At 62.8% G+C, this 21,650-nt stretch carries 20 protein-coding genes and 1 other RNA gene; 11 read left to right on the forward strand and 10 right to left on the reverse strand.

The window, feature by feature from the left end:
• Nucleotides 1-91 precede the first annotated feature (91 nt).
• Nucleotides 92-2,479, forward strand: coding sequence for a TonB-dependent receptor (locus J1G37_RS04935; RefSeq protein ID WP_207040397.1), 2,388 nt, complete (start codon nt 92-94; stop codon nt 2,477-2,479).
• 26 nt (nt 2,480-2,505) lie between these two features.
• Nucleotides 2,506-3,159, forward strand: coding sequence for a gamma-glutamylcyclotransferase (locus J1G37_RS04940; RefSeq protein ID WP_124526853.1), 654 nt, complete (start codon nt 2,506-2,508; stop codon nt 3,157-3,159).
• On the opposite strand, the gene glpT is transcribed toward J1G37_RS04940, so the two are convergent.
• Both glpT and J1G37_RS04950 read right to left on the reverse strand, forming a co-directional pair.
• Complete coding sequence (glpT, locus tag J1G37_RS04945) at nt 3,156-4,493, reverse strand: glycerol-3-phosphate transporter (RefSeq protein ID WP_005792400.1); 1,338 nt, start codon at nt 4,491-4,493, stop codon at nt 3,156-3,158. The two genes, J1G37_RS04940 and glpT, sit on opposite strands and share 4 nt — an antisense overlap.
• Nucleotides 4,494-4,784: 291 nt before the next feature.
• Complete coding sequence (locus tag J1G37_RS04950) at nt 4,785-5,762, reverse strand: NADPH:quinone oxidoreductase family protein (RefSeq protein WP_207040398.1); 978 nt, start codon at nt 5,760-5,762, stop codon at nt 4,785-4,787.
• 150 nt (nt 5,763-5,912) lie between these two features.
• On the opposite strand from J1G37_RS04950, the gene J1G37_RS04955 reads away from it, so the two are divergent.
• Nucleotides 5,913-6,320, forward strand: coding sequence for a flagellar basal body-associated protein FliL (locus J1G37_RS04955; protein ID WP_099585937.1), 408 nt, complete (start codon nt 5,913-5,915; stop codon nt 6,318-6,320).
• Between the two features lie 115 nt (nt 6,321-6,435).
• On the opposite strand, the gene J1G37_RS04960 is transcribed toward J1G37_RS04955, so the two are convergent.
• The 4 genes from J1G37_RS04960 to J1G37_RS04975 all read right to left on the reverse strand — a co-directional run bounded on the left by J1G37_RS04960 (nt 6,436) and on the right by J1G37_RS04975 (nt 11,824).
• Complete coding sequence (locus J1G37_RS04960; protein WP_207040399.1) at nt 6,436-7,554, reverse strand: ABC transporter permease; 1,119 nt, start codon at nt 7,552-7,554, stop codon at nt 6,436-6,438.
• Nucleotides 7,554-10,271 (reverse strand): ribosome-associated ATPase/putative transporter RbbA, encoded by a 2,718-nt coding sequence (rbbA, locus tag J1G37_RS04965; RefSeq protein WP_207040400.1) that lies wholly within the window; start codon nt 10,269-10,271, stop codon nt 7,554-7,556. Before rbbA ends, J1G37_RS04960 begins: the two co-directional genes overlap by 1 nt.
• Nucleotides 10,268-11,233, reverse strand: a complete 966-nt coding sequence (locus J1G37_RS04970) for an efflux RND transporter periplasmic adaptor subunit (protein ID WP_017739075.1) — start codon at nt 11,231-11,233, stop codon at nt 10,268-10,270. Before J1G37_RS04970 ends, rbbA begins: the two co-directional genes overlap by 4 nt.
• A 141-nt stretch (nt 11,234-11,374) precedes the next feature.
• Nucleotides 11,375-11,824 (reverse strand): EVE domain-containing protein, encoded by a 450-nt coding sequence (locus tag J1G37_RS04975; protein WP_207040401.1) that lies wholly within the window; start codon nt 11,822-11,824, stop codon nt 11,375-11,377.
• A 194-nt stretch (nt 11,825-12,018) separates the two neighbouring features.
• On the opposite strand from J1G37_RS04975, the gene J1G37_RS04980 reads away from it, so the two are divergent.
• Nucleotides 12,019-12,168, forward strand: a complete 150-nt coding sequence (locus J1G37_RS04980; RefSeq protein WP_085986534.1) for a hypothetical protein — start codon at nt 12,019-12,021, stop codon at nt 12,166-12,168.
• A gap of 22 nt (nt 12,169-12,190) precedes the next feature.
• On the opposite strand, the gene J1G37_RS04985 is transcribed toward J1G37_RS04980, so the two are convergent.
• From J1G37_RS04985 to J1G37_RS05000, 4 genes are all read right to left on the reverse strand, one after another.
• On the reverse strand, nt 12,191-12,805 hold the full coding sequence (locus J1G37_RS04985) for a 5-formyltetrahydrofolate cyclo-ligase (protein ID WP_207040402.1): 615 nt from the start codon (nt 12,803-12,805) through the stop codon (nt 12,191-12,193).
• A 56-nt stretch (nt 12,806-12,861) separates the two neighbouring features.
• Nucleotides 12,862-13,040, reverse strand: a non-coding RNA gene (gene ssrS, locus J1G37_RS04990) — 6S RNA.
• A 30-nt stretch (nt 13,041-13,070) separates the two neighbouring features.
• Nucleotides 13,071-13,388 carry a cell division protein ZapA gene (locus J1G37_RS04995; protein ID WP_003176812.1) on the reverse strand — a complete coding sequence of 106 codons (318 nt, stop codon included), beginning with the start codon at nt 13,386-13,388 and terminating at the stop codon, nt 13,071-13,073.
• A complete protein-coding gene (locus J1G37_RS05000; protein ID WP_003177365.1) occupies nt 13,385-13,594 on the reverse strand; it encodes a TIGR02449 family protein in 210 nt (69 codons plus the stop codon). The genes J1G37_RS04995 and J1G37_RS05000 overlap by 4 nt, the downstream gene beginning before the upstream one ends.
• A gap of 138 nt (nt 13,595-13,732) precedes the next feature.
• Here J1G37_RS05000 and J1G37_RS05005 point away from each other — a divergent pair, with 138 nt between their 5' ends.
• The 7 genes from J1G37_RS05005 to J1G37_RS05035 all read left to right on the forward strand — a co-directional run bounded on the left by J1G37_RS05005 (nt 13,733) and on the right by J1G37_RS05035 (nt 21,500).
• On the forward strand, nt 13,733-14,290 hold the full coding sequence (locus J1G37_RS05005; RefSeq protein WP_017739071.1) for a YecA family protein: 558 nt from the start codon (nt 13,733-13,735) through the stop codon (nt 14,288-14,290).
• 20 nt (nt 14,291-14,310) lie between these two features.
• Nucleotides 14,311-15,633 (forward strand): Xaa-Pro aminopeptidase, encoded by a 1,323-nt coding sequence (gene pepP, locus J1G37_RS05010; RefSeq protein ID WP_026137093.1) that lies wholly within the window; start codon nt 14,311-14,313, stop codon nt 15,631-15,633.
• Nucleotides 15,630-16,817 carry a 2-octaprenyl-6-methoxyphenyl hydroxylase gene (gene ubiH, locus J1G37_RS05015; RefSeq protein WP_207040403.1) on the forward strand — a complete coding sequence of 396 codons (1,188 nt, stop codon included), beginning with the start codon at nt 15,630-15,632 and terminating at the stop codon, nt 16,815-16,817. Before pepP ends, ubiH begins: the two co-directional genes overlap by 4 nt.
• Nucleotides 16,810-17,295, forward strand: a complete 486-nt coding sequence (locus tag J1G37_RS05020; protein WP_017739068.1) for a DUF4442 domain-containing protein — start codon at nt 16,810-16,812, stop codon at nt 17,293-17,295. Before ubiH ends, J1G37_RS05020 begins: the two co-directional genes overlap by 8 nt.
• 9 nt (nt 17,296-17,304) lie before the next feature.
• A complete protein-coding gene (locus J1G37_RS05025) occupies nt 17,305-18,522 on the forward strand; it encodes a 2-octaprenyl-3-methyl-6-methoxy-1,4-benzoquinol hydroxylase (protein ID WP_207040529.1) in 1,218 nt (405 codons plus the stop codon).
• A gap of 162 nt (nt 18,523-18,684) precedes the next feature.
• A complete protein-coding gene (locus J1G37_RS05030; RefSeq protein ID WP_207040404.1) occupies nt 18,685-19,689 on the forward strand; it encodes an extracellular solute-binding protein in 1,005 nt (334 codons plus the stop codon).
• Nucleotides 19,690-19,883: 194 nt separating this feature from the next.
• Nucleotides 19,884-21,500 carry an iron ABC transporter permease gene (locus tag J1G37_RS05035; RefSeq protein ID WP_207040405.1) on the forward strand — a complete coding sequence of 539 codons (1,617 nt, stop codon included), beginning with the start codon at nt 19,884-19,886 and terminating at the stop codon, nt 21,498-21,500.
• Nucleotides 21,501-21,650: the final 150 nt, after the last annotated feature.

Genomic DNA, 21,650 nt, shown 5'->3' on the forward strand with positions numbered 1-21,650 from the left:
CACCAACAACTGACCGCCACCGCCCGCCAGCCGGATCGATCGTACGCATTCAGAGCATGAAGTTCTGACAGATGATTCCAAGGGGAGCGGTATGGGGAGCTACAAGAAACACGCGCTGTACTCGGCGATTTTGTCGGCCAACTTGCTGACCGCCGTAGGCTTAAATCCAGTCTTTGCCGCCGAAACGTCGGCCACTGATGCACCTAAACTCGACACCGTGATTGTCACCGGCACCCGCGCCCAAGAGCGCACGGCCAGCGCTTCGCTGTCGCCGGTGGATGTGATCTCCGGCGACACCCTGCGCAGCACCGGCTCCGATGAGTTGGGTGCGGTATTGGCGCGCCTGATCCCGTCGATCAACTTCCCACGCCCAAGCCTGGTGGACGGCGCCGAACTGGTGCGCCCGGCGCAGTTGCGCGGGCTGTCGCCGGATCAGGTGCTGGTGCTGGTCAACGGCAAGCGCCGTCACACCAGCGCCTTCGTCAACCTTGGCGGCGCGGTGGGCCGTGGCTCGGCACCCGCAGACCTGAACGCGATCCCGCTGTCGGCCGTCGACCATATCGAAGTGCTGCGCGACGGCGCGTCCGCGCGCTACGGTTCGGACGCGATTGCCGGGGTGATCAACGTGATCCTCAAGCACGCCGACCATGGCGGCTCTATCTCCAGCAAGTTCGGCCAGTACAAGAAGGGCGACGGCATCCAGCGCAACATCAGCGGCAACACCGGGCTGGCGCTGGGCGACAACGGCTTTATCAGCCTCTCCGGCGAAGGCGCCGACAACGATTACACCAACCGTGCCGGCAAGGATTACCGCGCCGCCAGCATCGGCTCCACCACCTACGGCCAGCAGGTGTTCCGCCAGGGCGAACCGGCAACCAATGAAGGCAAATTCCAGTTCAATTCCGAATATGCCTTCAACGATGCGGCCGAGTTCTACAGCTTCGGCGGCTACAGCAAGCGGCGCGGCGAGACGGCGGCGTTCTACCGCGCAAGCAATGCGTCCAACAACATCGCGGCGCTCAACCCCAATGGCTACTTGCCGCTGATCAAGGGCAACCTCGAAGACACCTCGCTGGTGGTAGGCCTGCGCGGGTTGCTGGCCTATGACTGGCATTACGACTTGTCGGCCAACTACGGCAAGAACCAGTACGAACTCAGTACCGAAACCATCAACACCTCCCTGGGCCTGGCCACGCCGCGCAAGTTCGACAACGGCACCCTGAGCAACGACCAGAAGCAAGTCAGCCTCGACCTGTCCCGTGAATTCGACGTGGGCTTCCTGCCGTATCCGGTGTCCGTCGCTTTTGGCGGCGAATACCTGCGCCAGGGTTATGAAATCGAAGCGGGCGACGCCGCGTCCTACTACCAGAGCGGCAGTTCGGGCCTCGGCGGTTTCCGTGAGGCTGACGCCGGCACCAGCTCACGCCACAACTGGGCGCAGTACCTGGACCTGGAAACCAACTTCACCGAAAAACTCAGCGCCTCGGCCGCCGTGCGGCATGAGGATTACAGTGATTTCGGCTCCAACGTCAGCGGTTCGCTGTCGGCACGCTACGACTTCACCCCGCAGGTGGCCTTGCGCGGCAGTATTTCCAACGGCTTCCGCGCGCCGTCCCTGGCCCAGCAGAACTTTGCGTTTACCTCGTCGCAACTGATCGGCAGCGAAATCCGCGAGGCCGGCACGTTCCCAGCCTCCAGCCAGGTCGCGCGCCTGCTCGGCGCAGAAGACCTGAAGGCCGAGAAGTCGCGCAACTACAGCCTGGGCCTGGTGCTGGAACCCGCCGATGACCTGACGCTGACGGTGGATGTGTACCGCATCGATATTCGCGACCGCATCAGCCTGTCGTCCAACCTCAACCTGAGCCCGGCGACCCAGGCCTACCTGCAAGCCAACGGCGTCGGCAACATCAACTACACCACCGCCCGCTACTTCACCAATGCCACCGACACCAGCACCGACGGCGTCGACCTGGTGGCCAATTATCGCTACCAGTTCGATAACGGCATCCGCTGGAACAGCACCGTGGGCTACAACTACAACCACACCAAAGTCACGGACGTGAAGGCCAACCCGGCGATCCTCGACAGCCTCGGCGCCAACTTGGTGCGCGTAGACCGTCGCGAGAAAAGCGGTTTGCTCGGCGACACCACGCCGGAACACAAGCTGAGCCTGGGCAACGACTTCACCTTCGGCAATTGGGCGCTGCACAGCAATTTGGTGCGCTATGGTGAATTCACCAGCTATCAGGCGGACAAGGTCAACGACCAGACCTTCAAGGCGGCGTGGGTGCTGGACCTGTCGGCGGACTACAAATTGCAGAACTGGACTTTCACCCTGGGCGGCGACAACGTCACCGACAAGTACCCGGAAAAGGTCAACGCGTTCGCCAGCAGCGGCGGCAACCTCGCCTATAGCACTTTTTCGCCGTACGGTTACAGCGGTGCGTTTTATTACGGTAAAGTTGCTTACAACTGGTAACAAACAGGAGACCTAAGCGATCTGCCATGACCGTTATTGAATCCGATCTTATGCAATTGGCTTACCCTCCGCGGCTCGATCTGGGGCCGCAACTCACTCACGAACAGTTGATGAGCTCGATGCAGGCCACCATGGGCCGGCACAAGGGGGGGCCGGTCTGGCTGTTTGCTTACGGTTCGCTGATCTGGCGCCCGGAATGTTCCTCGACGCAACGGGTGCGGGCACGGGTCCACGGTTATCACCGCGGCCTGTATCTGTGGTCCCACGAGCATCGGGGCACGCCGGAAGTGCCGGGGTTGGTGTTTGGCCTGGATCGCGGCGGCTCGTGCAGCGGGTTTGCCTACCGCTTGCCGGAAGATCAGTTGGAAGCCTCGCTGTACGCACTGTGGTGCCGCGAAATGCCCTATCCCTCGTACCGGCCACACTGGCTCAGCTGCCGTCTCGAAGATGGCAGTCAGGTGCAGGCGTTGGGGTTTGTGTTGGAGCGGCACTTGCCCAGCTACGCCGGCAATTTGCCGGACATTGTGCTGAACCATGTGTTGCAAAGCGCTTGCGGGCGTTACGGCACTACGCGCGATTATGTCGAGCAGACCGTCAACGCCCTGCGTAGCCACGCCATGCCAGATAAAAACCTGGAGGCGCGGCTCAAGCGTTGTGCGAAGGATTGTTCAGGCGGTTAACGCGCCGAACTGACGCTGTTGGTGTGCCACAGCGTGGGGATCAGGAACGCAATCGCCAGCACACACGCGCCGATCAGCAGCACAAAACCACCGTCCCAGCCGAAGTGGTCCACGGTGTAACCCATGGCCGCACTCGCTGCCACCGAACCGCCCAGGTAACCGAACAGGCCCGTGAAGCCCGCAGCCGTACCGGCGGCTTTCTTCGGTGCCAGTTCCAGCGCCTGCAGGCCGATCAGCATCACCGGGCCGTAGATCAGGAAACCGATGGAGAACAGCGCGATCATGTCGACCATCGGGTTGCCCGGCGGGTTGAGCCAGTACACCAGGGTCGCGACGGTCACCAAGGCCATGAACACGATGCCGGTCAGGCCACGGTTGCCACGGAAGATCTTGTCCGACATCCAGCCGCACAGCAGCGTGCCCGGAATGCCCGCCCACTCGTAGAAGAAGTACGCCCACGACGACTTGTCGACGGTGAAGTGCTTGGCTTCCTTGAGGTACGTCGGCGCCCAGTCCAGCACGCCGTAGCGCAGCAGGTAGACGAAGACGTTGGCGAAGGCGATGTACCAGAGCATTTTGTTGCGCAGCACGTACTTGACGAAGATTTCCTTGGCGCTGAATTCGTCTTCGTGGCTGGCGTCGTAGCCTTCCGGGTAGTCGTTCTTGTACTTCTCGATCGGCGGCAGGCCGACCGATTGCGGGGTGTCGCGCATGGTGATGAAGGCAAACGCCGCTACGGCCAACGCCACGGTAGCCGGCACGTAGAACGCCGCGTGCCAGTCGTTGAACCACGCCATGCCGAGCAGGAACAGCGGGCCGATCAGGCCGCCGCCGACGTTATGCGCCACGTTCCACACGGACACCACGCCGCCGCGTTCTTTCTGCGACCACCAGTGCACCATGGTCCGCCCACTGGGCGGCCAGCCCATGCCTTGGGCCCAGCCGTTGATGAACAGCAAAATGAACATCATGGTCACGCTGGACGTTGCCCAAGGTGCGAAACCGAAAATGAACATCACACCCGCTGAAACCAGCAGGCCGAAGGGCAGGAAGTAGCGTGGGTTGGAGCGGTCGGACACCAGGCCCATGAGGAACTTGGACAGGCCGTAGGCAATCGCGATGGCCGACATCGCCAGGCCCAGTTCGCCACGGGTATAACCCTCGTCGATCAAGTAGGGCATGGCCAGGGAGAAGTTTTTGCGCAGCAGGTAGTAGCCGGCGTAACCGAAGAAAATACCGGCGAAGATCTGCCAGCGCAGGCGTCGGTAGGTGCTGTCTATTTTTTCTTCAGGCAGGGGCGCCTGATGTGCGGCAGGACGAAAGAAAGCAAACATTCAAGAGCTCCAAATTTCTTGTTTTGACTGCGGATGCGAATGTTACAGTTTCGTTACCGAAAATAGCATCGCCTCTTATCTGCAAACACAGGAAATGAGCGCAAGTGCATGTTCTCTTACGAACATGTCGCGAATGGATAAGTGTGGGTCGTTATTAATTCTTGAGATCAAAGCAGATCAAAGGTGGGAGCTGGCTTGCCTGCGATAGCGGTCTATCAGTAAAAAATGTGTTAGCTGACCCACCGCTATCGCAGGCAAGCCAGCTCCCACATTGAACGCATTGCAAATGTTCTACCGGGTTTGGACGACTACCTTACCCACCGCCCGACGCTGCCCCAAATCATTAATCGCCTGAGCCGCCTGCTCCAGCGCATACACCTGCGACACCAACGGCTTCAACTTGCCCTCGCCATACCAGGTAAACAGCTGCTGGAAATTCGCCGCATTGTCCTGCGGCTGGCGCTGGGCAAACGAGCCCCAGAACACGCCGACCACCGCCGCGCCCTTGAGCAACGCCAGGTTCACCGGCAACTCGGGGATGCGCCCGCTGGCAAAGCCCACCACCAGCAAGCGCCCGTTCCAGGCGATGCTGCGGATGGCCTGGTCGAACAGGTCGCCACCCACCGGGTCGTAGATCACATCGGCGCCGTTGCCGTCGGTGAGGCGCTTGATCTCGTCTTTCAGGCTGGTTTCGCTGTAGTTGATCAACTCATCGGCGCCGGCCGCCTTGGCCACCGCGAGTTTGTCGGCGCTGCTGGCAGCGGCGATCACGCGGGCGCCCATGGCCTTGCCGATTTCCACGGCGGCCAGGCCCACGCCACCGGAGGCGCCGAGCACCAGCAGGGTTTCGCCGGGTTGCAGGTGGGCGCGTTGTTTCAGCGCGTGCATCGAGGTGCCGTAGGTCATGCTGAACGCGGCGGCGGTGTTGAAGTCCATGCTCGGCGGGATCGGCAGTACGTTGTAGCCCGGCACCGCGACCTGCTCGGCAAAGCTGCCCCAGCCGGTCAGGGCCATGACCCGGTCGCCGACCTTGAGGTGGCTGACCTTCTCGCCGACTTCACTGACCACGCCCGCCGCCTCGCCACCCGGCGAGAACGGGAAGGGCGGCTTGAACTGGTACTTGCCCTCGATGATCAAGGTGTCGGGGAAATTGACCCCGGCGGCATGCACGTCCAGCAGGATCTCGTTCTTCTTGATCGCTGGGCTGGCGACCTCTTCCAGCACCAGGGTTTCGGCAGGGCCGAAGGCTTTGCACAGCACAGCTTTCATCGGACTATTCCTTTGGGCGTCGTGGCCGATAAGTGTAGAAGGGCAGGTCTGTGGGTCAACGAGCATGCTCGTGCCTGATAAGTCGCCATAAGCTTGTGCTCAGCGTTGCTAGCGTTATGCTAGCGCGCAACCGAATGTGAGGAATGAACTGTGAAAGCGTGGATCCTGTTGATGCTGGCCCTGACCCTGCCGATGGCAGCCCAGGCCGAAGAAGCCAAAGAAGGCGAGGCGCCGAAAGTCAGCTACATCAGCCTCAGCCCGCCGTTCGTGGGCAACTATGGCCTGGACGGCACGGCCAAGCTCAAGGTGTTCAAGGCCGACATCGCCCTGCGCGTGACCGGCACCGAAGCCGCCGCAGCGGTCAAAGCCAATGACGCGCTGATCCGCAACCAGTTGGTGGCGCTGTTTACCCAGCAGACCAACGAGACCATGAGCACGGTCGAAGGCAAGGAGAAGCTGCGCCAGGAGGCCCTGAAGCAGACCCAGCAAGTGATGAATGACGAGACCGGCAAGCCGGTGGTGGAAGACCTGTTGTTCAATAACCTCATCATTCAGTAATCGCGGCGCGGCCATCGCAGGCAAGCCAGCTCCCACAGTTTGACTGCATTCCAAAGCTGGAACTCGGTCAAACTGTGGGAGCTGGCTTGCCTGCGATAGCAATCTACCAGTCACCTCAAGACGCCAAACTCTTCCTGAATCGCCCTAACGCCACCAAGAAAAACACCAACCCAATCCCCGCCAACGCCAGCAAATCCGGCCACACCACCCCCACCCCCGCATCCCGAAACAAAATCGCCGCACTCAAACTCACAAAATGCGTCGACGGCGAGCCCTGCATCACCCACTGCAACCATTCGGGCATGCTGTCCAACGGTGTACTGCCGCCGGACAACAACAGCATCGGGATAATCACGGGAATCGCTAGCAAGCCAAACTGCGGCGTCGAACGCGCCAGCGTGGCGAGGAAGATCCCCAGCGCCGTACTGGCAAACAGATACAGCGCCGTCACAAACAAGAACAAACTCAGCGACCCCGCCAGCGGCACGCCGAGCAAACCCTTCACCACCACCTCCAGCGAAATCCACGTACACACCACCACCACCAGCATGTTGCTCCAGATTTTCGCCAGCATGATCTCCAGCGCCGTCAGCGGCAGCACCAGCAAATGGTCGAGGGTGCCGTGTTCGCGTTCGCGCAGTAGCGCGGTGCCGGTGAGTACGATGGCGAGGATGGTGATGTTGTTGACGATCTGGATCACCGCCAAAAACCAGCCACCTTCGAGGTTGGTATTGAACAGCGCCCGCGTCGTCAGCAGCGCCGGCGCCTGGCTGGCAGCGTCGGTCTGGCCGCGGTAGGCCAGCAGTTCGCGCTGGAAAATCCGCCCGATGTAACCGGCGCCCATGAATGCCTGGCTCATCGCCGTGGCGTCCACATTCACCTGCACGCCGGGCTGGCGACCGGCCAACAGGTCGGCCTGGAAGTTCGCCGGCACGTTGATCACGAAGGTGTACTCGCCGCTGTCCATGACTTTGTCCAATTGGTCGTAGGGCAACGGCACGGGCGCCTGGAATTCGGGCGGTTGCAGGGCCTCGGCCATTTGCCGCGAGAGCGCGCTGTGGTCTTCATCGACAAACGCCACGCTGGCGTTGTGCACGCCAATCACCGAACCGGCGGCGGGCATATAGATGGCCACGGTGAAGGCGTAGAACAGAAACAGCAGCAACACGCTGTCATGGCGCAGGCTGGTGAGTTCCTTGATTCCCAGGCGCAGGATGTGCGCGAACTTGTGCATCAGGCCTCCTGCTTCTTGAGCATGATCAGGCTCAGCCCGGTAAACCCGACAAAGAACCCGAACAGCGCCAGGCATTGCGGCCACAACTGGCGCAAATCCAGGGCTTTGGTGAAGGTGCCCACGGCAATGTCGAGGAAGTGCCCCGCCGGAAACAGCATGCCCATCATCGCCGCCGCACCTTCCAGGGACGAGCGCGGCACGATCAGCCCGGAGAACTGGATGGTCGGCAGGCTGGTGATGATCATGGTGCCGAGGATCGCGGCGATCTGGGTGCGGGTGAACGCGGAAATCAGCAGGCCCATGCCGGTGGTGGCCAGCACATACAGCAGGCCGCCAAACGCCAGGGTCAGGCCGCTGCCTTTGAAGGGCACGCCGAACAGCCAGCGGTTCATCGCCACCAGCAGCGCCAGGTTGACCAGGCTGACGGCCAGGTACGGCGCCTGTTTGCCCAGCAGGAATTCCAGGCGTGTCAGCGGCGTGGCGTAGAAGTTGGTGATCGAACCCAGCTCTTTTTCCCGCACGATGCCGAGGGCGGTGAGCATCGCCGGGATGAACGCCAGGATCAGCGCCATCACGCCGGGGCCGATGGCGTTCACGCTGACCACGTCCTGGTTATAGCGAAAGCGCGTTTCCAGCTTGGCCGCCACCTGGGTGTGTTTTGGCTGGCTGCTCAGTTCGCCCAGTTGCTGGAGGTTGGCCTGGTGCACGGCTTCGACATAGTTGCGGCTGGTTTCTGCGCGAAACGGCATGCCGCCGTCGAGCCACGCCGCCACGGTGGGCTGGCGCCCGGCGTAGAGGTCGCGGCCAAAGCCCGGTGGAATCTCCAGGGCCAGTTTGATTTCCGAGCGTTGCAGGCGCCGGTGCAGTTCGTTCGAGTCCTGGATCGCTGGCTGCTCGGCGAAGTAGCGTGAGCTGCGGAACGCTTCCAGATAGGCGCGGCTCTGGGGCGTCTGGTCCTGGTCGTAGACGGCGAAGGCGAGGTTTTCCACATCTAGGGAAATGCCGTAGCCAAAGATCACCATCATGAACATCGCCCCCAGCAGGGCAAACGCCATGCGCACTTTGTCGCGCAGCAGTTCCTTGCCTTCGCGGCTGGCCACCGCCAACAGGCGCGTCAGGCTGAAGCCGCGTTTGCTCACGGGCGGCGCGGCGGTTTCGCTGACGGTGGCGGTGGGTGCGCTGGGTTCGGGTTCGCCCTGGGCCTGTTCCAGGCAGGTGACGAAGGCGGCTTCCAGGGTGTCGCCGTGGAATTGCCGTTGCAGTGCGTCCGGCGTGTCGCAGGCCAGCACCTTGCCCGCGTGCATCAGCGAGATGCGGTCGCAGCGCTGGGCTTCGTTCATAAAGTGCGTGGACAGGAAGATCGTCACGCCCTGTTCGCGGGACAGTTCGATCAGCAAGCGCCAGAAATCATCCCGCGCCGCCGGGTCAACGCCCGAGGTCGGTTCATCGAGGATTAGCACTTCCGGGCGATGTAGCACCGCCACGGCCAACGACAAGCGCTGGCGCAAGCCGAGGGGCAGTTCGCCGGAGGGTTGCTCGGCCACGTCACCGAGGTCGAAACGCTGGATCAGCTCATCAATACGCGGGCCGCTGTCGGCCTTGGGCAGGTCGAACAGTTGCGCATGCAGCACCAGGTTCTGGCGCACGCTGAGTTCGCCGTACAGCGAAAAGCTTTGTGACATGAACCCCACGCGCTTGCGGGTGGCCAGGTCCTTGGCGTTCACCGGGTTGCCCAGCAGCTTGGCGCTGCCTTCAGTGGCCGGCATCAGGCCGGTGAGGACTTTCATGGTGGTGGTCTTGCCGCAACCGTTGGAACCGAGAAAACCGAAGATCTCCCCGCGACCAATGGCGAAGCTGACCTGGTTCACCGCCGTGAAATCACCAAAACGCAGGGTCAGGTTGTGGGCTTCGATGGCGATGTCGCTGTTGTCGCTCTCGCGCGGCGGGATCACCAACGGCTGGTTGTTGTGGGCACTGTCGCCCTGGAAGTGGGTGAAGGCCTCGTCCAATTTGCCGCTGGGTGTGACGGCGGCCAGCTCGCGGCTGAGGCCGTCGGCGATCAGCTTGCCGCGATCGAGCATCAGGCAGTGTTCGAATTGTTCGGCCTCTTCCATGTAGGCCGTGGCCACCAGCAGCGTCAGTTGCGGGCGTTCGCTGCGTACGGTTTCGACCAGCTCCCAGAAGCGGCGGCGCGACAGCGGATCGACGCCGGTGGTCGGCTCGTCGAGAATCAACAGATCCGGGTCATGGATCAGCGCGCAGCACAGGCCGAGCTTCTGCTTCATCCCGCCGGACAGCTTGCCCGCCGGGCGTTCGGCAAAGCGTGCGAGGTCGGTGGCCAGCAGTAGGTTGTGCATGCGCTGGTCGCAATCGGCTTTGGACAGGCCGAACAGGGTGGCGAAGAAACGGATGTTTTCGCTGATGGACAACTCGGGATACAAGTTGCCGCCCAGGCCTTGGGGCATAAAGGCGATGCGCGGGTACAGGCTGTTGCGGTGGCGGCGGTCCTGGATCGAGCCTCCGAGCACTTCCAATTGCCCGGCCTGGAGCTTTTTGACCCCGGCGATCAACCCCAACAGGCTTGACTTGCCCGCACCATCCGGGCCGATCAAGCCGCAGCGCGTGCCGGCGGGCAGGCTGAAGGCGATGTCGAGCAGGGCCTGTTGCTGGCCGTAGCGATGGTTGATCCCGGTGGCGTGCAGCGCCAGGCCGGTCATTGCAGGTTGGCCGGCCAGTCGATATCAGCTGTGCGCACGTAGCCGGCGCCGGGCATGCCCGGTTTGGCTTGGGGCACGGCGTCGGGGTGGGTCAGGCGCAGTTTGACGCGGAACACCAGTTTCTGGCGTTCGTCGCGGGTTTCCACTTCTTTGGGGGTGAACTGCGACTTGGCGGCGACAAAGCTGATCTTGGCTGGCAGCGGTTGCTGGGGCAGGGCGTCGAGCAGGATGCGCGCTTCGCTGCCGACGGTCAGGCGACCGGTGACGGAGGCGGGCAGGTAGAGGTTCATGTATTGGTCATTCGGATCGATCAGCAGCAGCACGCGTCCGCCCGCGCCGAGCACTTCGCCGGGCTCGGCCAGGCGCAGTTGGATGATCCCGTCGATGGGCGCGCGCAGGCTGCTGTCGTCGATTTCGCTGTTGAGCTGGGCAACCTGGGCCTGGGCGGCGCCGATGGCGGCTTTTACCGAATTGACCTGGGCTTGCGCAGCGATCACCGCCGCGTTGCCGGTGTTCTGCCGGGCTTGCTGCTGGTCGATCAATTGGCTGCTGGCGAAGCCGCGCTTGTACAGCTCCTGGGTGCGCTTGAGTTCCTGGTTGGCCAGCAACTGCTCGCTTTGGCGCAGTTGCACATTGGCCTCGGCGGCGGCGAAGTTTTCCTTGGCGCGCAGCACTTCGGCTTCGGCCTGGGCGCGTTGGGCTTCGAGGGTGCGGGTGTCCATGCGCGCCAGCAGTTGGCCCTTGAGCACCTTGTCGCCTTCATCCACACGCACTTCGGCCAGGCGCCCGGGGATCTTCGCGGCGATCTGCACTTCAGTGGATTCGAGGCGCCCGTTGCCCATGCTCAGGCCTTCGGGCAGGCGGTCCTGGGTGGAGCGCCAGTAACCGAAGCCACCGGCGCCGAGCAGCAGGGCGATCAAGGCGATGGCGAAAATACGGGAGGTGTGGTTGTTCTGCGACATGGCGGCTTCCTGCGGCATTAGCGTCCTAGTTTGACCGGCTGGCGCCCAGAGGCGGTTGATACCGGTCAAATGAAGCGCAAGCCTAACGCGCTTGGCGCACAGATGCATGCGCCAGGCACGTGACCGCCGGGTTCTGCCCCGTTAACCCAGGGCCAGCACCGCCGCCCATTGCTCGGCAGTCACCGGCATCACGGACAACCGGCTGCCTTTTTGCACCAGCGGCAACTCGGCGAGGGCGGTTTGTTGTTTCAGGTAACCCAGGCCCAGCACCTTGGGAAAGGTTTTGACGTGGGCCACATCGATCGCGCTCCACGGGTTTTTCTCCGGGGTGGCCTTGGCGTCGAAGTAGTGGCTTTCTGGATCTAGCGCTGCGGGGTCCGGGTAAGCCGCCTTGATGATTTTTCCGATGCCGGCAATCCCCGGCTCCGGGCAGCTGGAGTGGTAGAAGAAAAACTCGTCACCCTCGGCCATGGCGCGTAGGAAATTGCGCGCCTGATAGTTGCGCACCCCATCCCAGCGGGCTTCGCCGAGCTTTTCCAAGCCCTTGATGGAGAGCTCGTCGGGCTCGGATTTCATCAGCCAATAGGCCATTTTTGCGCTCCTGAAAATGGGATTGGGCAAGTTGTCAGGCAATTAAATGACAAACCGACAGTCGGTTGGCGTCAAGGTTTGCGTGTTGGTTCACGTTACCGCAGAATGCCCGCCTTTAAGCTTGACGCCGCTGCAACGGACTACTTTGGAACGTTGTTGTCATCGTGTACGAGGTGCCTGAAGGGGGGCAATCGATGCAACGTAAGCCGGATTTACTATGGATTTTGGTTATTTTGTTTGGTCTGGGCGTCGTGACCACCGGGTATGCCCAAAGCCTCTGGTCGAACAAGACCGATGCACCCATTGAACTGACTCAGCAACAGCCGCAACCGTTCAAGCGCTGACCCTTCTTCCAGACGCCGCTGTTTACTGCGGCGTCTGCGCGATATACCACTGCTTGTCCGTGACGGTGCCAGCCAATGGCACATCCCAGCTCGCCTGCGCCAATCGTTCGACCTTCTGACATTCATGGGCCAGGCCCAGCAGCGTCGGCTTGCGCCAGCTCTTGCGGCGCGCGAGGTAAGCGAGGCTGCGGTCGTAGAAACCGCCGCCCATGCCCAGGCGTCCGCCCACATCATCGAAACCGACCAACGGCAATAACACCAGGTCCAGCGCCCAGACCTTGCGCTGCTGGCCGATGTTCACCCGTGGCTCGAGGATGCGGAAGCGATTGGGCAGCAGCTTTTCCCCGGGCCGCACGCGCTGAAACACCATCTTGGTCCGCGGCCACGCGCTGAGCACCGGCAGGTAAGTGGCCTTGCCCCGGCGCTGGGCAGCACGCAGCAGCAGGCGCGGATCGATTTCACCGTCCGTCGGCAGGTATAAGGAAATATGTTTGGCCCGGCGAAACAGCGGCTGCTGTGCCAGTTGCCGATACAGGCCAAGGGCGGCCTTGCGCTGCTCGCTCGGCGAGAGTTCGCGGCGGGCTTTGCGCAACATGCGTCGAAGTTGCGGACGGGAAAGCGGCGCAGGTTCGGTCATGGTTTCGGCTCATAAAACAATGCCAGTCCGAGGACTGGCATTGAGTTTGGGAATTCAGGCTCCCCGACAGAGCCGCTGTCGACTTAGCCCTTGAACCCGAAAGTTCAAGGTGGAAGAAGCAGTAGGCTTTAAGGCTTTCCGTCTAGCGGACATGCACACCAGCCCAACGTGCAACTTCCAGGGTAGTGCGAATCGGCTCAGGGACATCGCCGACTGGCAAACACGCCAGGGAGTGGGGCGAGTATACCTTAAACGTCGGCGGCAATCAGCCCTTGGGTGCGTCTGAATCGCTGGAAAGCACCAGATCCACACGTTCCAGCAGGTCGCGCACCTGCTCGCGCGTCGAGCCGCTGGCCTGTACGTCAGGGCGTTCCTGCTTGTGCAGCAGATCGTGGGTGATGTTCAGCGCGGCCATCACGGCGATACGGTCGGCGCCGATGACTTTGCCGCTGCTGCGGATTTCACGCATCTTGCCATCCAGGTAGCGGGCGGCGCTCACCAGGTTGTTGCGCTCTTCCTGGGGGCAGATGATCGAATATTCTTTATCCAGGATCTGCACGGTGACGCTATTGCTTGAACTCATGAGTCTTGCTCCAGGGCCTTCAGGCGCGAAATCATCGATTCGACCTTACGCCGGGCGATTTCGTTTTTTTCAATGAGGTGAGCGCGTTCCTCGCGCCAGGTTTTTTCCTGAGCTAGTAGGAGTCCATTTTGACTCTTAAGTTGCTCGACCCGATCAATTAGCAATTCGAGTCTGGCCATCAGCGCTTGCAGGTCGGTGTCTTCCATTGGGTTCCACTGGATTTGTCTGATGAATGGCAACTGCAGGATAAACGATCTGACGCCCTTGATAGTCTTGGTACGTCTGCCGGTGCTAGGATACAGCGCTCCATTCTAGACATTGCGCCGTCTGGCGCCTAGCTCACCATGCCTATTCAGAACTCCCCGTACGATGCTTTCTCCAAACTGCTGAGCACCAGCGGCCACCCTTGCTCGCCGGCCGAATTGCACGGCGTGTTGCTGGGCCGCAGCTGCACTGGCGTAGGCTTTGATGCCGACAACTGGCTGGCCGATGTGGCTGAGCTGCTGGAAACCGAGCCGACCGAGAACGTGCGAAACGCGCTGATCGGCCTGCAGGAAATGGTCAAGGGCGAGCTGACCGGTGACGACGTCACCGTGGTCCTGCTGCTGCCGACCGACGACGCGCCACTGACCGAACGCGCCGCCGCGCTGGGCCAATGGTGCCAGGGCTTCCTCCACGGTTTCGGCGTCAACGCCGGCGGCCTGGAACTGAGCACCGACGCCAAGGAAGTGTTGCAGGATTTGGCCGCGATCTCCCAGGTGCAAGACGCCCTGGAAGAGTCCGAAGACGGCGAAGGCGACTACATGGAAGTCATGGAATACCTGCGCGTCGCGCCGCTGCTGCTGTTCACCGAGACCAAGAAGTCCGCTGAGCCCGCCGCACCCAAGCCGTCGCTGCACTAAGAAAGGACACCCATCTGCCCATGATTCATATCCCCAGAGCGGAATACACCCGGCGCCGCAAGGCGCTCATGGCGCAGATGGAACCCAACAGCATCGCGATCCTGCCGGCCGCCGCCGTGGCCATTCGCAATCGCGATGTCGAGCACGTCTACCGCCAGGACAGCGACTTCCAGTACCTGAGCGGTTTCCCCGAGCCCGAAGCGGTGATCGTGCTGATGCCCGGTCGCCTGCATGGCGAGTACGTGCTGTTCTGCCGCGAACGCAACGCCGAACGCGAACTGTGGGACGGCCTGCGCGCTGGCACCGAAGGCGCGATCCGTGACTTTGGCGCCGACGACGCGTTCCCCATCACCGATATCGACGACATCCTGCCCGGCTTGATCGAAGGCCGCGACCGGGTGTATTCGGCCATGGGCAGCAATGCCGAATTCGACCGGCACCTGATGGAGTGGATCAACGTTATCCGCTCTAAAGCGCACCTTGGCGCCCAGCCGCCGAACGAATTTGTTGCCCTGGATCATCTGCTCCACGACATGCGCCTGTATAAATCGGCGGCAGAAGTGAAGGTGATGCGCGAGGCCGCACGCATCTCCTGCGCCGCTCATGTACGGGCGATGCAGGCCAGCCGCGCCGGTTTGCACGAGTACAGCCTGGAAGCCGAGCTGGACTACGAATTCCGCAAGGGTGGCGCGAAGATGCCGGCTTACGGTTCTATCGTCGCCGCTGGACGCAACAGCTGCATCCTGCATTACCAGCAGAATGACGCGCTGCTCAAGGACGGCGACCTGGTGCTGATCGACGCCGGTTGCGAGATCGACTGCTACGCCAGCGACATCACCCGCACCTGGCCGGTCAACGGCAGGTTTTCGCCCGAGCAAAAGGCGATCTACGAGATTGTGCTGGCCTCCCAGGAAGCCGCCTTTGCCGAGATCGCCCCCAACAAACATTGGAACCAGGCCCACGAGGCCACGGTGCGCGTCATCACCGCCGGTCTGGTCAAGCTGGGCTTGTTGCAGGGCGACGTCGGCGAGTTGATCGCCAGTGAAGCCTATAAAGCCTTCTACATGCACCGCGCCGGCCACTGGCTGGGCATGGATGTGCATGATGTGGGCGAGTACAAAGTGGGCGGTGAATGGCGTGTGCTGGAAGTCGGCATGGCGTTGACCGTGGAGCCGGGGATCTACATCGCGCCGGACAACCCGAACGTGGCAAAGAAATGGCGTGGCATTGGCGTACGCATCGAGGACGACGTGGTAGTGACCAAGCAAGGCTGTGAAATCCTGACCGGCGGCGTGCCCAAGACCGTCGCCGACATCGAAGCGCTGATGGCGGCTGCCCGATGAGCCGGGTCAACCTGGCGATTATCGGCGGCGGCCTGGTGGGCGCCAGCCTCGCGCTGGCCTTGCAGGCCGGGGCCAAGGCCCGTGGCTGGAAGATCCTGATGATCGAGCCGTTCGCCCCTGGCGACAGCTACCAGCCGAGCTACGATGCGCGTTCGTCGGCGCTGTCCTACGGCGCCAAGCAGATCTATCAGCGCCTGGGTTTGTGGCAGGACATTGCCCGCCGCGCCGAGCCGATCAAGCAGATCCATGTGTCGGACCGTGGGCGTTTCTCCACGGCGCGCCTGTCCGCCATGGAAGAGGGCGTGCCGGCGCTCGGCTATGTCGTCGAGAACGCCTGGCTCGGCCAATGCCTGTGGCAAGGCCTGGACAAGGACGTGGTCAGCTGGCGTTGCCCGGCCGAAGTCACGCGCATGGAACCGCTGCCCGACGGCTATCGCCTGACCCTCAACGATGAAACCGTGCTGGAATGCGACCTCGCCGTGCTCGCCGATGGCGGCCGCTCCGGCCTGCGCGAGCAACTGGGGATCGGCGTGAAGACCCGCCCGTACAACCAGAGCGCGCTGATTGCCAACATCACCCCCAGCGAAGCGCACAACGGCGAGGCTTTCGAGCGCTTCACCGATGACGGCCCCATGGCCCTGTTGCCGCTGCCGGACAACCGTTGCGCACTGGTATGGACGCGCATCGGAATGGACGCCCAGCGTCTGGCCAACCTCGATGAGCGCAGCTTCCTCAGCGAATTGCAGGGTGTGTTCGGCTACCGCCTGGGCACGCTGAAACAAGTCGGCGCGCGCCACCTGTATCCGTTGACCCTGGTGGAAGCCGAAGAACAAGTGCGTTCCCACCTGGCGATCCTCGGCAATGCCGCCCACAGCCTGCACCCGATTGCCGGGCAGGGCTTCAACCTGTCCCTGCGCGATGCCGTTGCCCTGGCCGAAGCCTTGCTGGCCGGGCCGCAAGTGCCGGGTGACCTGGCGACCTTGCAGGGCTATCGCGAGCGTCAGCGCCTGGATCAGAAATTGACCGTGGGCTTCTCCGACCAGGTCACGCGCCTGTTTGGCAGCGCCCAGCCGCTGGTCGCCCTGGGCCGCAACATGGGCCTGCTCGGCCTCGACTTGCTGCCGCCGGCCAAACGCTGGTTCGCCCGTCAGGCCATGGGCCTGGGCACGCGTCCCGATGCGTAAGTGGTTGATCGAGCGCCTGGGTAAGGCGCGGCTGTTGCGTTGGATCATGACCCTGTACCCGCCCTACCTGGGTGCGGGGGTGAGCGTGCAGCAGATGAGCGCCGATTTTCGTCACGTCAAAGTGCGCATGGGCCTGGGCTGGTACAACCGCAACTACGTCGGCACGCAGTTCGGCGGCAGCCTGTATTCGATGGTCGATCCGTTCTACATGTTGATGCTCATGGAGAACCTGGGCCGCGACTACATCGTCTGGGACAAGGCCGCGAGCATCGATTTCATCTCTCCGGGCAAAGGCCCGGTGTTTGCCGAGTTTTCCATCGACGACGCCTTGCTGGACGAGATCCGCCGGCAGACCGAAGGGGGCGAGAAGTACTTGCCCCACCTCAAGGTGCAGATCTATGACGGCGCCGGCACCCTGGTGGCGCGCGTCGATAAAACCCTTTACGTGCGGCGCAAGCCGCCAGCGAGACAGGCTTAAACCATGGACATGCGCGCAGATGTGCTGATTGTCGGGGCCGGAATGGTCGGAAGCGCCCTGGCGCTGGCGTTGCAGGGCAGTGGCCTGCAAGTGCTGCTGCTGGACGGCAGCCCGCTGAGCGTCAAACCCTTCGACCGTGACGCGGCCTTTGAACCCCGTGTGAGCGCGTTGTCGGCGGCCAGCCAGCGCATCCTCGAACGCCTTGGCGTGTGGGACGGCATTGTCGAGCGCCGCGCCAGCCCTTACGGCGAGATGCAGGTGTGGGACGGCAGCGGCACCGGGCAGATCCATTTTTCGGCGGCCAGTGTGCATGCCGAAGTGTTGGGGCATATCGTCGAAAACCGTGTGGTCCAGGATGCCTTGCTCGACCGTTTGCACGACTGCGACCTGGGCCTGTTGGCCAATGCGCGCCTGGAGCAGATGCGCCGCTCCGGCGATGACTGGCTGCTGACCCTGGCCGACGGCCGCACCTTGCGCGCGCCGCTGGTGGTGGCGGCCGACGGCGCCAACTCCGCCGTGCGCCGCCTCACCGGCACCGCGACCCGCGAATGGGATTACCTGCACAACGCCATCGTCACCAGCGTGCGCAGCAGCCAGCCGCACCAGCGCACGGCCTGGCAACGCTTTACCGACACCGGGCCACTGGCGTTTTTACCGCTGGTGCGTGATGGGCAGGAGGACTGGTGTTCAATCGTCTGGTCGACCACGCCGGCTGAATCCGAACGCCTGATGGCATTGGATGATGAAAGCTTCTGCCGCGAACTGGAGCGCGCCTTTGAAGGCCGCCTGGGCACGGTGATCAGCGCCGACCCGCGTGTCTGCGTGCCCTTGCGCCAGCGCCACGCCAAACGCTACGTGGCCGAAGGCCTGGCGTTGATTGGCGACGCGGCCCACGTGATCCACCCGTTGGCGGGGCAGGGCGTGAACCTGGGCTTCCTCGACGCGGCGACACTGGCCGAAGTGCTGTTGTCGGCCACCGAACGCGGCCAGCGCCTGGCGGATTTAAAAGTGCTGAGTCGCTACGAACGCCGGCGCATGCCGCACAACCTGGCCCTGATGGCGGCGATGGAGGGTTTTGAGCGCTTGTTCCAGGCCGACCAACTGCCGCTGCGCTGGTTGCGCAATGCCGGGCTCAAGATGGTCGACCAGATGCCCGAAGCCAAGGCCGTGTTCGTACGCCAAGCCCTCGGCCTGACCGGCGACCTCCCAGACCTGGCCAAACCCTGACTTGAAAATGCGATCCCCTGTGGGAGCTGGCTTGCCTGCGAAGAGGCCATCAGCCCCACCGCAAAACTTTTCCCATGCAACATCTGGTAACGCCTCCACCAAGCGCCAGCAAATGTGAGTCCTTATCATTTGCCCTCTTTTTGCAAATGAGAGACCGCCCCCATGTTGGCACCCAAGCGCCTCCTGACTGCCCTGGCACTCACCCTGATCGGCAGCACCACCGTGCAGGCAGCCGACGAAGTGGTGGTCTACTCCTCGCGCATCGACGAACTGATCAAGCCGGTGTTCGACGCCTACACCCAAAAGACCGGCGTGCAGGTGAAGTTCATCACCGACAAGGAAGCCCCGCTGATGCAGCGCATCAAGGCCGAGGGCGAAAACGCCACCGCCGACCTGCTGCTCACCGTCGATGCCGGCAACCTCTGGCAGGCCGAGCAAATGGGCATCCTGCAACCGTTCACCTCGCCGGTGATCGACAAGAATATTCCCCTGCAATACCGCTCCTCCAACCACGCCTGGACTGGCCTGAGCCTGCGCGCGCGGACCATCGCCTATTCCACCGACCGGGTGAAGCCGGGTGACCTGACCACCTACGAAGCCCTGGCCGACAAACAGTGGGAAGGTCGCCTGTGCCTGCGCACGGCGAAGAAGGTCTACAACCAGTCGCTGACCGCCACCCTGATCGAAACCCATGGCGCGGCCAAGACCGAAGAAATCGTCAAGGGTTGGGTCAACAACCTGTCCACCGACGTATTCTCCGATGACATCGCGGTGCTCGAAGCGATCAACGCCGGGCAATGCGACGTGGGTATCGTCAACACCTACTACTACGGGCGCCTGCACAAGCAGAACCCGAAGCTGGCGGTGAAGCTGTTCTGGCCCAACCAGGGCGACCGTGGCGTGCATGTGAACCTGTCGGGCATCGGCCTGACCCAACACGCACCGCACCCGGAAGCCGCCAAGGCGCTGGTGGAGTGGATGACCACGCCTGAGGCGCAGAAGATCTTTGCCGACGTGAACCAGGAGTTCCCGGCCAACCCGGCGGTACCGCCGTCGGCCGAAGTGGCGAGCTGGGGCAAGTTCGTCGCGGACACCTTGCCAGTGGAAGTGGCGGGCAAGCGCCAGGCTGAGGCGATTCGCCTGATGGATCGCGCTGGCTGGAACTGATACAAATCCAGAGAACACAGCAGTTCAAATGTGGGAGCTGGCTTGTGTGGGAGCTGGCTTGCCTGCGATAGCATCAACTCGGTATCTCAGACACACCGAGTCGTCTGCATCGCGGGCAAGCCCGGCTCCCACACAAGCCAGCTCCCACATTGGTTAGCGTCGACTTCAAAATATTCATTCACTGAGAACTGACTTTGGCCCACCCCGCCCAACGCCGCTGGTACCTGCCGGTCTTCACCGTCGCCGCCCTGGTGCTGCTGCCGCTGAGCGTGCTGTTGCTGTCCTGGCAAAGCATCGATGCGCAAATCTGGTCCCACCTCTGGGAAACCCAGATGCCGCGCCTGCTGGGCAACACCCTGACCCTGGTGCTCGGCGTTGGTGTCGGTGTGACCGTGCTCGGCGTCAGCCTGGCGTGGCTCACCAGCCTGTGCGAGTTCCCCGGGCGGCGCTGGCTGGATTGGGCACTGATGCTGCCCTTCGCGATTCCGGCTTATGTGCTGGCCTTTGTGTTTGTCGGCCTGCTGGACTTCGCCGGCCCGGTGCAAACCCTCTTGCGCGAGTGGTTCGGCAGCGGCCTGCGCCTGCCGCGTGTGCGGTCCACCAGCGGTGTGATCATCGTCTTGGTGCTGGTGTTCTATCCCTACGTGTACCTGCTGGCGCGCACCGCGTTCCTCGCCCAGGGCAAAGGGCTGATGGAGGCCGCGCGGGTGTTGGGGCAGTCGCCTTGGCAAGCGTTCTGGCGCGTCGCCCTGCCCATGGCGCGTCCGGCGATCGGGGCGGGTGTGGCGTTGGCGCTGATGGAGACCCTGGCGGATTTCGGCGCGGTCTCGGTGTTTAACTTCGACACCTTCACCACCGCCATTTATAAAACCTGGTACGGCTTTTTCAGCCTGTCGAGTGCGGCGCAGTTGGCCAGCCTGTTGCTGCTGGTGGTGATGCTGGTGCTGTACGGCGAGCGCCGTGCCAGGGGCGCGAGCCGGCCCAGTAACGAGCGGCCACGGGGCAAGGCGCTGTACCACCTGCGCGGGTTCAAGGCCGCAGCGGCGAGCAGTTGGTGTGGGTTGGTGTTTGCCTGCGCGTTTGTCATCCCGATGCTGCAACTGGTCGCCTGGTTCTGGCAGCGCGGCCGTTTCGACCTGGATGAGCGCTATTCGGGCCTGATCGTCCATACCCTTTACCTGGGCGGCATCGCGGCGTTGATCACGGTCTGCGTGGCGCTGGTGCTGGCGTTCGCCAACCGCCTGGCGCCGACCCGGGCGATCCGCTCCGGCATTAGCCTGGCCAACGTCGGCTACGCTTTGCCGGGTTCGGTGCTGGCGGTGTCGATCATGTTGGCGTTCAGCTACCTGGACCGCGAACTGGTGGTGCCGCTGTCCGGCTGGTTGGGCGGTGCGGGCAAGCCATTGCTGCTGGGCAGCCTGTCGGCGCTGGTGCTGGCGTATCTGGTGCGCTTTTTGGCGGTGGCCTATGGACCACTGGAAAACAGCCTGGCGCGCATCCGCCCGTCGTTGCCGGAGGCTGCCCGCAGCCTTGGGGTGAGTGGGCCGCGACTGTTTTGCAAAGTGTATCTGCCGTTATTGCTGCCAGGGACGCTGAGCGCGGCGTTGCTGGTGTTCGTCGACGTGCTCAAGGAAATGCCCGCGACCTTGCTGATGCGCCCGTTTGGCTGGGACACCCTGGCGGTGCGGATCTTTGAAATGACCAGTGAGGGCGAGTGGGCGCGGGCGTCATTGCCGGCGCTGACGCTGGTGTTGGTCGGCCTGCTGCCGGTGATCGGCTTGATTCGGCGCTCTGCTCGACAAATCGCTTAGGTGCCAGGCCCACGGCTTGCGGCTACAATGCGCGGCATTCGGTGCGCTCCGCCTTTCTGGTTGGGTTGCTGTATGTCGCTACAGGCCTTGTAAAACGGGGCATTCAGCGCGCATGGCAACGCTGCGCACCTTCGCCAAGCCCGGAAGGAG

It is taken from the genome of Pseudomonas sp. Marseille-Q1929, assembly GCF_017316265.1.
Lineage (GTDB): Bacteria > Pseudomonadota > Gammaproteobacteria > Pseudomonadales > Pseudomonadaceae > Aquipseudomonas.

Coding starts and splice junctions, on each gene's coding strand:
- J1G37_RS04935 (WP_207040397.1), top strand. CDS start 92: ATGGGGAGCTACAAGAAACACGCGCTGTACTCGGCGATTTTGTCGGCC.
- J1G37_RS04940 (WP_124526853.1), top strand. CDS start 2,506: ATGACCGTTATTGAATCCGATCTTATGCAATTGGCTTACCCTCCGCGG.
- glpT (WP_005792400.1), bottom strand. CDS start 4,493: ATGTTTGCTTTCTTTCGTCCTGCCGCACATCAGGCGCCCCTGCCTGAA.
- J1G37_RS04950 (WP_207040398.1), bottom strand. CDS start 5,762: ATGAAAGCTGTGCTGTGCAAAGCCTTCGGCCCTGCCGAAACCCTGGTG.
- J1G37_RS04960 (WP_207040399.1), bottom strand. CDS start 7,554: ATGCACAAGTTCGCGCACATCCTGCGCCTGGGAATCAAGGAACTCACC.
- rbbA (WP_207040400.1), bottom strand. CDS start 10,271: ATGACCGGCCTGGCGCTGCACGCCACCGGGATCAACCATCGCTACGGC.
- J1G37_RS04970 (WP_017739075.1), bottom strand. CDS start 11,233: ATGTCGCAGAACAACCACACCTCCCGTATTTTCGCCATCGCCTTGATC.
- J1G37_RS04975 (WP_207040401.1), bottom strand. CDS start 11,824: ATGGCCTATTGGCTGATGAAATCCGAGCCCGACGAGCTCTCCATCAAG.
- J1G37_RS04980 (WP_085986534.1), top strand. CDS start 12,019: ATGCAACGTAAGCCGGATTTACTATGGATTTTGGTTATTTTGTTTGGT.
- J1G37_RS04985 (WP_207040402.1), bottom strand. CDS start 12,805: ATGACCGAACCTGCGCCGCTTTCCCGTCCGCAACTTCGACGCATGTTG.
- J1G37_RS04995 (WP_003176812.1), bottom strand. CDS start 13,388: ATGAGTTCAAGCAATAGCGTCACCGTGCAGATCCTGGATAAAGAATAT.
- J1G37_RS05000 (WP_003177365.1), bottom strand. CDS start 13,594: ATGGAAGACACCGACCTGCAAGCGCTGATGGCCAGACTCGAATTGCTA.
- J1G37_RS05005 (WP_017739071.1), top strand. CDS start 13,733: ATGCCTATTCAGAACTCCCCGTACGATGCTTTCTCCAAACTGCTGAGC.
- pepP (WP_026137093.1), top strand. CDS start 14,311: ATGATTCATATCCCCAGAGCGGAATACACCCGGCGCCGCAAGGCGCTC.
- ubiH (WP_207040403.1), top strand. CDS start 15,630: ATGAGCCGGGTCAACCTGGCGATTATCGGCGGCGGCCTGGTGGGCGCC.
- J1G37_RS05020 (WP_017739068.1), top strand. CDS start 16,810: ATGCGTAAGTGGTTGATCGAGCGCCTGGGTAAGGCGCGGCTGTTGCGT.
- J1G37_RS05025 (WP_207040529.1), top strand. CDS start 17,305: ATGCGCGCAGATGTGCTGATTGTCGGGGCCGGAATGGTCGGAAGCGCC.
- J1G37_RS05030 (WP_207040404.1), top strand. CDS start 18,685: ATGTTGGCACCCAAGCGCCTCCTGACTGCCCTGGCACTCACCCTGATC.